8 protein-coding genes and 1 pseudogene are annotated in these 9,727 nt (G+C 75.2%); 4 read left to right on the forward strand and 5 right to left on the reverse strand.

Going from position 1 to position 9,727, the window contains the following annotated elements:
• Window positions 1-24 precede the first annotated feature (24 nt).
• The 5 genes from ACWCOM_RS18195 to ACWCOM_RS18215 are packed head-to-tail and all read right to left on the reverse strand — an operon-like array spanning window position 25 to window position 6,240.
• A complete protein-coding gene (locus ACWCOM_RS18195; protein WP_454550158.1) occupies window positions 25-846 on the reverse strand; it encodes an HpcH/HpaI aldolase/citrate lyase family protein in 822 nt (273 codons plus the stop codon).
• Between the two features lie 58 nt (window positions 847-904).
• Window positions 905-1,393 carry a MaoC family dehydratase gene (locus tag ACWCOM_RS18200; RefSeq protein ID WP_454550159.1) on the reverse strand — a complete coding sequence of 163 codons (489 nt, stop codon included), beginning with the start codon at window positions 1,391-1,393 and terminating at the stop codon, window positions 905-907.
• A 10-nt stretch (window positions 1,394-1,403) separates the two neighbouring features.
• On the reverse strand, window positions 1,404-2,564 hold the full coding sequence (locus ACWCOM_RS18205; RefSeq protein ID WP_454550160.1) for an acyl-CoA dehydrogenase family protein: 1,161 nt from the start codon (window positions 2,562-2,564) through the stop codon (window positions 1,404-1,406).
• Window positions 2,561-4,636 (reverse strand): acetyl/propionyl/methylcrotonyl-CoA carboxylase subunit alpha, encoded by a 2,076-nt coding sequence (locus ACWCOM_RS18210; protein WP_454550161.1) that lies wholly within the window; start codon window positions 4,634-4,636, stop codon window positions 2,561-2,563. The genes ACWCOM_RS18205 and ACWCOM_RS18210 overlap by 4 nt, the downstream gene beginning before the upstream one ends.
• Complete coding sequence (locus tag ACWCOM_RS18215) at window positions 4,633-6,240, reverse strand: carboxyl transferase domain-containing protein (RefSeq protein ID WP_454550162.1); 1,608 nt, start codon at window positions 6,238-6,240, stop codon at window positions 4,633-4,635. The genes ACWCOM_RS18210 and ACWCOM_RS18215 overlap by 4 nt, the downstream gene beginning before the upstream one ends.
• 127 nt (window positions 6,241-6,367) lie before the next feature.
• Here ACWCOM_RS18215 and ACWCOM_RS18220 point away from each other — a divergent pair, with 127 nt between their 5' ends.
• From ACWCOM_RS18220 to ACWCOM_RS18235, 4 genes and pseudogenes are all read left to right on the forward strand, one after another.
• On the forward strand, window positions 6,368-7,081 hold the full coding sequence (locus tag ACWCOM_RS18220; RefSeq protein WP_454550163.1) for a TetR/AcrR family transcriptional regulator: 714 nt from the start codon (window positions 6,368-6,370) through the stop codon (window positions 7,079-7,081).
• The gene (locus ACWCOM_RS18225; RefSeq protein ID WP_454550164.1) at window positions 7,078-8,259 is read left to right on the forward strand and encodes an acyl-CoA dehydrogenase family protein; all 1,182 of its coding nucleotides are present in this window, start codon (window positions 7,078-7,080) and stop codon (window positions 8,257-8,259) included. The genes ACWCOM_RS18220 and ACWCOM_RS18225 overlap by 4 nt, the downstream gene beginning before the upstream one ends.
• Window positions 8,260-8,736: 477 nt before the next feature.
• Complete coding sequence (locus ACWCOM_RS18230) at window positions 8,737-9,477, forward strand: MBL fold metallo-hydrolase (protein ID WP_454550165.1); 741 nt, start codon at window positions 8,737-8,739, stop codon at window positions 9,475-9,477.
• A gap of 137 nt (window positions 9,478-9,614) precedes the next feature.
• Window positions 9,615-9,727 (forward strand): annotated as a pseudogene (locus ACWCOM_RS18235) (inositol-3-phosphate synthase); the annotation flags it as partial.

Genomic DNA, 9,727 nt, shown 5'->3' on the forward strand with positions numbered 1-9,727 from the left:
GACGGGTGGGCGGGAGACGGGGGCTCAGCCGCCGGCGCGGCGCACGAGCCGCTCGGCGTGGCGGAGCAGGGGCTCGTCGACCATCCGCCCGCGGAAGGTGAAGACGCCGGCGGCGTCCCGGGCGGCCGCGAGCAGCTCCCGGGCGGCGGCGAGCTCCTCCTCGGCGGGGCGGTAGGCGGCGCGGACGGTCTCCACCTGGCCGGGGTGGATGCAGGCGGTGGCCGCGAAGCCGGAGGCCACGGCGTCGAGGGCCTCCTCGCGCAGCCCGTCGAGGTCGGCGATGTCGACGTGCACGGCGTCGATCGCGGGCTTGCCGGCGGCGCCGGCGGCCAGCAGCATCACGGAGCGGGCGTGCCGGGCGACGTCCCGGTAGGCGCCGTCCGGGCGGCGGGACGAGCTGCCGCCCAGGGAGGCGAGCAGGTCCTCGGCGCCCCACATCAGCGCCACCACGTTGGGGGCGCGGGCGATCCCGAGGGCGTGCACGACCCCCTCGGCGGTCTCGCACAGGGCGATCACCCGCTCCAGGCCCAGCTCCGCGGCGACGGCGAGGTGTTCGGCGGAGGCGGCCTTGGGCAGCATCACGGTGGTGTACGCGGTGCGCCGCAGGGCGACGAGGTCGTGGGCGAGGTCCTCGGTGCCCACGGCGTTGACCCGCACCACGGTGCGGGCCGGGTCCAGGGGCGTGGCCACGAGGGCGTCCCGGGCGGCGGGCCGGTCCGGCCCGGCGACCGCGTCCTCGAGGTCGAGGACCACGGTGTCGGCCCGCGCGGCCGCCTTGGCGTAGCGGTCGGGACGGTCGGCCGGGCAGAACAGCAGGGCCGGGCCGAGGACGGGGTCGTCGGTCACGGGCGGCTCTCCTCTCGGGTGGCGGGGCGGGCGCGGGACGGGGTCCGGGGCTCCGGGGTCACCGCGGGGCGGCATCGCGGGCCCATACGAGCACGGAGCGGATGCACTCGGCGACCACCACGCCGTCCTGGTTGCGCCCGACGTGCTTGATCCGCACGACGCCCTGCCCGGGCCGGGAGGAGGACGGGCGGGTGCCGAGGATCTCGGAGGACGAGTACAGGGTGTCCCCGTGGTGCAGCGGGTGCGGGAACCGCACCTCCTCGAAGCCGAGGTTGGCCACGACGGTGCCCTGGGTCAGCTGCGCCACGGAGGCGCCCACGAGGGTGGAGAGCGTGAACATCGAGTTCACCAGGCGCTGTCCGAAGGGCTGGCGCCCGGCCCAGGCGGCGTCGAGGTGCAGGGACTGGGTGTTCATGGTGAGGGTCGTGAACAGGACGTTGTCGGCCTCGGTCACCGTGCGTCCCGGGGCGTGCTCGTAGACGGTGCCCTCCTCGAACTCCTCGAACCACAGCCCGCGCTGGCGGACCACCTTGCGCGGTGCGCTCACGGCCGCCCCCTCACAGTCCCAGCTCGCGGGCGACGAGCATGAGCTGCACCTCGGTGGTGCCCTCGCCGACCTCGAGGATCTTGGAGTCGCGGTAGTGGCGGGCCACCCGGGACTCGTTGACGAACCCGTAGCCGCCGAAGACCTGGGTGGCGTCCCGGGCGTTGTCCATCGCGGCCTCCCCGGCCACGAGCTTGGCGATCGCGGCCTGCGTCTTGAACGGCCGCCCGGCGCGCATCCGGGACGCGGCGTCGTAGTAGGCCAGGCGGGCGGTGTGCGCGCGGGCCTGCATGCGGGCGATCTTGAAGGAGATCGCCTGGTGGTTCCCGATGGGCCGGCCGAAGGAGGTGCGCTCCCCGGCGTAGCGCACCGACTCCTCGACGCAGCCCTGGGCCGCGCCGGTGGCCAGGGCGGCGATGGCGATGCGGCCCTCGTCGAGGACGGACAGGAAGTTGGCGTAGCCGCGTCCCTCCTCGCCCAGGAGGTGGTCCTCCGGGACCCGGACGTCCTGCAGGGACAGCGGGTGGGTGTCCGAGGCGTTCCAGCCGACCTTGTCGTAGGCCTTCCCGGCGCGGAAGCCGGGGGTGTCCGTGGGGACGACGATCGTGGAGATCTCCTTGCCGGCCCGCCCGTCCGGCAGCTGCGTGGTGCCGGTGACCGCGGTGACGCTGACCAGGCGGGTGATGTCCGTGCCGGAGTTGGTGATGAACTCCTTGGCGCCGTCGACCACCCACTGCCCGTTCTCCCGCCGCGCGGTGGTGCGGGTGCCCCCGGCGTCGGAGCCGGCCTCCGGCTCGGTGAGCCCGAAGCCGGCGAGCGCCCGGCCCGCGGCGAGGTCGGGCAGCCACCGCTGCCGCTGCTCCTCGGTGCCGAAGCGGAAGATCGGCATGGCGCCCAGCGACACCCCGGCCTCGAGGGTGATGGCCACGGACTGGTCGACCCGCGCGATCTGCTCGAGCGCCAGGCACAGGGCGAGGCTGTCCCCGCCCATCCCGCCGTACTCCTCGGGGAAGGGCAGGCCGAACAGCCCCAGCTCGCCCATCTGCGCCACGATCTCGTAGGGGAACGCGTGCTCCCGGTCGTAGCGGGCCGAGACGGGGGCGATCACCTCGTCGGCGAACTCCCGGACGGTGTCGGAGAGGTCCTGGTGCTCCTCGTCGAGCTCGAAGTTCATGGCCGGTGCTCCTGACGGGTCGGATCGGTGGACGGCGGGCTCCCGGGCGCCGCCGGACCGGCGCCGGGTGCGGCGCCGGGGACGTCGGGCACCACGCGGGCGAGCACCTGGTGCACCCTGACCCGCTCCCCGGCCCGCACGGACAGCTCCACGGTCCCGGCGGTGGGGGCGGTCAGCCGGTGCTCCATCTTCATGGCCTCGACGACCACCACGGTCTGTCCCTCCGCGACCCGCTCCCCCGCGGCCGCGGGCACCGCGACGACGGTGCCGGGCATGGGCGAGCGCAGCTCGGGCGCGGCGGGCCCCGCCGCGCCCTCCAGGGCCGCGAGCGCCCGCTCCAGCCGCTCCTCGCGGGTCAGCACGTGGAGCTCGGCGGCGAACCCGCCCTCGCCCACCCAGACGCTGTCCGGCCCGGCCGCGACGTGGACGACGCGGGCGGTCCCGCCGGTCTCCAGCAGGTGCGCGGCCGAGCGGCCGGGCAGGGGCACCAGGCGCACGCCGTCGTCGACGACGGTGCGGCGGGACTGCCCCAGCCCGTGGACGAGCTCCACGGCGGGCCGCGCCCGGCCGGTGGGCCGCCAGCCCCCGGTGCGGGCCCACGGCCCGGAACCGGGGTCGGGGCGGGGGCTGCGGGTGTGCAGGAAGGCGGCCGCGGCGGCGAAGTGGGTCTCGTCCGGGGCGGCGAACTGCAGCTCCGGCAGCCGCCGCTCGATGAGGGTGGTGTCCAAATCCCCGGCGCGCACGGCGGGGTCGGCGAGCAGGGCGCGCAGGTACTCGGTGTTGGTGCCCACCCCGAGCACCACGGTCCCCGCCAGGGCGGCGTCCAGCCGGTCCAGGGCCTGCGCCCGGTCCTCGCCCCAGGCGACCACCTTGGCCAGCAGGGGGTCGTAGTCGGAGCCCACCGTCAGGCCCTCGGCCAGCGAGGAGTCCACGCGGATCCCCGGGCCGGAGGGCTCCTCGAGCGCCAGCACGGTGCCGGCGGTGGGCAGGAAGCCGCGCGCGGGGTCCTCGGCGTAGACCCGCGCCTCCACCGCGTGGCCGGTGAGCACCACGTCCTCCTGGGCCAGGGCGAGGGGCTCCCCCGCGGCGACGCGCAGCTGGTGCGCCACGAGGTCCACGCCGGTGACCAGCTCGGTCACCGGGTGCTCGACCTGCAGGCGGGTGTTCATCTCCATGAAGAAGAACTCCTCGGGCCGGTCCGCGGCCACGAGGAACTCCACGGTCCCGGCGCCGGCGTAGCCCACCGAGCGGGCCACCTGGCAGGCGGCCCGCCCGATCCGCTCCCGGGTGGCGGGGTCCAGCAGCGGCGAGGGCGCCTCCTCGATCACCTTCTGGTGCCGGCGCTGCAGCGAGCACTCGCGCTCGCCGAGGTGCACCACGGCCCCGTGCGTGTCCGCGAGGACCTGGACCTCGATGTGCCGGGGGGACTCGACGAGCCGTTCCAGGAACAGGGTGTCGTCCCCGAAGGCGGCGGCCGCGACCCGGCGGGCCGCGACGAGGGCCTCGGGCAGCCGCTCGGGGGACTCGACCACCTGCATGCCCTTGCCGCCGCCCCCGGCCGAGGGCTTGATCAGCAGCGGGTAGTCCATGCCCGCGGCGGCGGCCACCAGGGCGTCGTCGTCGAGCCCCGGTTCCGAGACCCCGGCCACGGTGGGCACCCCGGCGGCGGCCACGTGCCGCTTGGCGCGGATCTTGTCCCCCATGATCTCCAGGGCCTCGGCGCCGGGGCCGACGAAGGCGATGCCGGCCGCTGCGCACGCGCGGGCCAGGTCCGCGTTCTCGGAGAGGAACCCGTAGCCGGGGTGGACCGCCTGCGCCCCGGTGGCGCGGGCGGCCTCGACCACGGCATCGATCCGCAGGTAGCTCTGCGCCGGGGCGGCCGGGCCCAGGCACACGGCCACGTCGGCCTCGCGCACGTGCACCGCGTCGCGGTCGGCCGCGCTGTAGACCGCGACCGAGCGGATGCCCAGCGCCCTGAGGGTGCGCAGGATCCGGCGGGCGATCTCGCCGCGGTTGGCCACGAGGACGACGTCGAAGCGGTGCGGGGGCGTGCCGGTGCTCACGGGGCTCACATCCTGAAGAGGCCGAAGCCGGCCCGGGGCAGCGGGGCGCGGGAGCAGACCTCGAGGGCCAGCCCGAGCACCTCGCGGGTGTCGGAGGGGGCGATCACGCCGTCGTCCCACAGCCGGGCGGTGGAGTACCAGGGGTTGCCCTGCTCCTCGTACTGCCGGCGGACGGGTGCCATGAACGCCTCCCGCTCCTGCGCGTCCCAGTCCTGCCCGCGGGCGGCCAGCTGCTCGGCCCTGACGGTGGCCAGCACCGAGGCGGCCTGGGCCCCGCCCATCACCGAGATCCGCGCCTGCGGCCACAGGAACAGGAACCGCGGGGAGTACGCGCGCCCGCACATGGAGTAGTTGCCGGCCCCGAAGGACCCCCCGATCACCACGGTGAGCTTCGGGACCCGGGTGGTGGCCACGGCGGTGACCATCTTGGCGCCGTGCTTGGCGATGCCGCCGGCCTCGTAGTCGCGGCCCACCATGAAGCCGGTGACGTTCTGCAGGAACAGCAGCGGGATCCCGCGCTGGTCGCACAGCTCGACGAAGTGGGCGCCCTTCAGCGCGGACTCGGCGAAGAGCACCCCGTTGTTGGCCACGACGCCCACCGGGTGGCCGTGCAGGTGGGCGAAGCCGGTGACGAGCGTGGTGCCGTACTCCGCCTTGAACTCGGCGAAGCGGGATCCGTCCACGAGCCGGGCGATCACCTCGTGCACGTCGTAGCCGGCGTTGGGGTCCACCGGGACCGCCCCGGCCAGCTCGTCCTCGGCCACCGCCGGGGGCTCCGCGGGCCGCACCGGCCAGGCGCGCGGGGCGGGCGGGGGCAGGGTCGCCACGATGTCGCGGACGATCTCCAGGGCGTGCTCGTCGCTCTCCGCGAGGTGGTCGACCACCCCGGAGACGGCCGCGTGCAGCTCGCCGCCGCCCAGCTCCTCCGCGGTGACCTCCTCGCCGGTGGCGGCCTTCACCAGCGGCGGGCCGCCGAGGAAGATCGTGCCCTGTCCGCGCACGATCACGGTCTCGTCGCTCATCGCCGGCACGTAGGCGCCGCCCGCGGTGCACGAGCCCAGCACCGCGGCGATCTGGGCGACGCCCGCGGCCGAGAGGTGCGCCTGGTTGTAGAAGATCCGCCCGAAGTGCTCGCGGTCCGGGAAGACCTCGTCCTGCATCGGCAGGAACGCCCCGCCGGAGTCCACGAGGTAGACGCAGGGCAGCCGGTTCTCGAGGGCGATCTCCTGGGCGCGCAGGTGCTTCTTGACCGTCAGGGGGTAGTAGGTGCCGCCCTTGACCGTGGCGTCGTTGCACACGACCATCACCTGCCGGCCGTGCACGAGCCCGATCCCGGCGATCAGCCCGGCCGCGGGGCACTCGTCGCCGTACATCCCCTCGGCCGCCAGCGCGCCGACCTCCAGGAACGGGCTGCCGGGGTCGAGCAGGTGGTCCACGCGCTCCCGCGGCAGCAGCTTGCCCCGGCCCACGTGCCGCGCCCGCGAGGCCGGCGGCCCGCCCTGCGCCACCCGGTCCAGGCGCCGCTCCAGCTCCTCGACGAGCCGGCGCTGGGCGGCCGCGTTGGCGGCGAAGTCCGGGCCGCCCGGATCCACCTGGGTGCTCAGCGTGCGCATCCGCTCCTCCGTCCCGACGCGGCCCCGGGTGCCACTTCGGTTAGTGGCGACTAACCTGAGCGTCAGGTTAGTGGCGACTCACTAGAATGTCCAGGAACGCCCGCCTCCTCCCCGGAAGAAGGACCGCATGCCGCAGACCGACCGCCGACCCGCCCCGGCGCCCACGACGGTGCGCGGGCAGGCGAAGGCCCGGCGCCGGCAGGACCTGCTCGCCGCCTCCGCCACGCTCTTCGCCGAACGCGGCTTCGCCGGGGTCTCGATCGACGACATCGGCGCGGCCGCGGGCGTCAGCGGACCCGCGGTCTACCGGCACTTCGCGAGCAAGCAGGCCGTCCTGGGCGCGGTCCTGCTGGAGGTCAGCCACGACCTGCTCGAGCGCGGCCGCGAGGTGGCCCGGCACGCCCCCGACCCGCGGCGGCGGCTGCGGGACCTGGTCCGCTTCCAGGTCGACTTCGCCCTGCACCGCCCCGCCGTGATCGTGGTGCAGGACCGGGAGCTGCCCCACCTCACGGCCGAGGACCGCCGCACGGTGCGCGTGCTCCAGCGCGGCTACGTGACCCTGTGGGTCGAGGCCCTGCGCGAGCTCGCCCCCGCCCGCGAGGCCGCCGACCTCACCCTGCGCGCCCAGGCCGCCTTCGGGCTGATCAACTCCACCCCACACTCCCTGCGGGCCGCGCAGCGGCTGCGCGCCCCGCAGGAGGCACAGCGCCTCGACGCCGCCCGGGCCGCCCTCGAGGAGATGACCTGGGCCGCGCTGCGCACCGCGTTCCCCCCGGACCCCACCGGTGGCCCGGAGCCCACCGGCGATCCGGGCCCCACCAGCACAGGAGGCTCCCCGTGACCCCCGCCCCGCCCGTCCAGCCCTTCTTCGAGGAGGAGCACGAGGAGTTCCGCGACGTGGCGCGCGAGTTCGTGGCGCGCGAGGTCGCCCCCCACTACGCGCGGTGGGACGCCGAGCACCTGATGCCGCGCAGCATGTGGCGCGCCGCCGGGGAGGCGGGCCTGCTCGGGCTCGCCGTGCCGGAGGAGCACGGCGGCATGGGCCTGACCGACTACCGGTTCCGCGCCGTGCTCGACGAGGAGCTGGTCCGCGGCGGAGCCCTCGGCGTGGCCCTGGCGCTGCACCTCGGCGACGACTGGGTGCTGCCCCACCTGCTCGCCCACGGCACCGCGGAGCAGCAGGAGCGGTGGCTGCCGCGGATCCTCACCGGGGAACTGGTCACCTCCGTGGCCTGGACCGAACCGGGCGCCGGCTCCGACCTGCGCGGGGTGCGCACGCGGGCCGTGCGCGACGGCGAGCACTGGGTGCTCAACGGTCAGAAGACCTTCATCGGCAATGGGGTCGGCGGGGACGCCGCCCTGGTGCTGGCCCGCACGGACGGGCGTACCGAGCGCGCTGGGGAGGACAGCTTCAGCCTCTTCCTGGTGCACAAGGCGGACTCCCCCGGTTACGTGGTCGGCAAACAGCTGGACAAGATGGGCGTGCGGGCCTCGGACACCGCCGAGCTGTTCTTCGAGGACGTCCGCGTTCCCGGCGCGCACCTGATCGGTGCCGAGGGCGGCGGGCTGCGGCAGATCCGGCAGCTGCTGCCGCAGGGGCGGCTGGCGGTCGCGGTGGCCGCGAGCGCCGTGGCGCGCGCGACCCTGGAGTCCACCCTGGAGCACGTCGGGGAGCGCACGGCCTTCGGCTCCCGGGTGCTGGACTTCCAGCACTGCCGGTTCGAGGTCGCCGAGCTGACGGTCGAGGTGGAGGTCACCGAGGCCTACGTCCAGCGGGCCGTGCACGCGTTCAACGCCGGGGCGCTCGACGTCGTCGGGGCCTCCAAGGCCAAGTACTGGGCGAGCGAGCGCGCGAAGTCCGTCACGGACCGGTGCCTGCAGCTGCACGGCGGCTACGGCTACATCCTCGACTACCCCGTGGCCCAGGCCTATCTCGCCTCCCGGCTGCTGACGATCTTCGGGGGCACAAGCGAGATCCTGCGGGAGACGATCGGGCGGGACGTGGTCTCCGGCGGGTGAGGGACGCGGCCGTCGGGCCGAGGAGATGCACGTCCTGAACGCCATCCCGCACGTCGGCTCCGCCTGCGTGCCCGTCGAGGAGATCCCCGCCGTGATCCTCCAGCGGATGCGGTTCGACGGGAGCGGCCGTCACCGGTGACGCCGGCTCCGCCGTGACCGGGCGGCCCGCCAGGCGGCCGGGCACGGCACCGCGGCGACGTCCCTTGACAGGACCGGCGGCCTCCCGGAGACTTTCCCCACCATGTTGCGCATTACGCTGTGCGTTGCGCGTGTTGAAGACGTACCGGTCGCGGCCGGCGACGCGGACCCGCTCCTGCTCATCGGCCACCGGTGACCGGGGGCCGGTCACCCCGGCAGAGAGGAAGTGGCGATGCGCCGAGTCGACCGTGCGGTGCCCCGGGCCAGGACCCGGGCATGGGGCCCGGAGACAGCCCCCGCCCCGGGCGTGGTGACCGGCGGGACCCACGAGGCCGCGCGATGAGCGCCGGATGCGTCTCCGGCGGGACCCCGGTCCCGGGGGCGGGCCGCGCGGAGCACGAGCCGGGGACGGCACCTGCGGACGGCGCAGCCGGCCCCGCCGGGCGGGCCCGGATCGAGCGGCTGGTGACCTCCGGGACCTTCTCCCTGGACGGGGGCACGTGGGAGGTCGAGAACAACGTGTGGATCGTCGGCGACGACGAGCAGTGCGTCGTGATCGACCCCGCCCACGACGCCGCGGCCGTGACCGCGGCGGTGGGGGCCCGTGACACCCGGGCCGTCCTCCTGACCCACGGCCACGACGACCACATCCGCGCCGCGCTCGAGGTGGCCGAGGCGCTCCGCGCGCCCGTGCACCTGCATCCGGCCGACACGATGCTCTGGGAGCAGGTCCACCCGGGCACCGGCGTCGACCTCGAGATCGCCGACGGCGACTGCATCACGGTGGCCGGGACCCGGCTGGTGGTCCTCCACACCCCCGGGCACTCCCCGGGCTCGGTGTGCTTCTCCGCCCCCGACCTCGGGGAGCACGGGACCGTGTTCTCCGGCGACACCCTGTTCCAGGGCGGGCCCGGGGCCACCGGCCGCTCCTACAGCGACTTCCCCACGATCATCGACTCGATCCGTGATCGGCTGCTGAGCCTGCCCGAGGGCACCGAGGTGCTCACCGGCCACGGGGACCCCACCACGGTCGGGGCCGAGGCCCCGCACCTGCAGGAGTGGATCGACCGCGGCCACTGACCGAGCCCACCACGCTCCGGGGCCCGAGCCCCGGAGCGACCCCACGTTGTCACTCAAGTACCTGACCACCATCGATCCCATGGGGCCCTGGCGCAGACGCATGGCAGCTGTCGCCGACCTCATGACGAAGGAGAACCGTGTCCCAGCATCCCATCCGAGTGGCCGTGGCCGGTGTCGGCAACTGCGCCTCGTCCTTGATCCAGGGCGTGCACTTCTACGCCGAGGCCGATCCGGCCGAGACCGTGCCGGG

Source organism: Kocuria sp. KH4 (assembly GCF_053711175.1).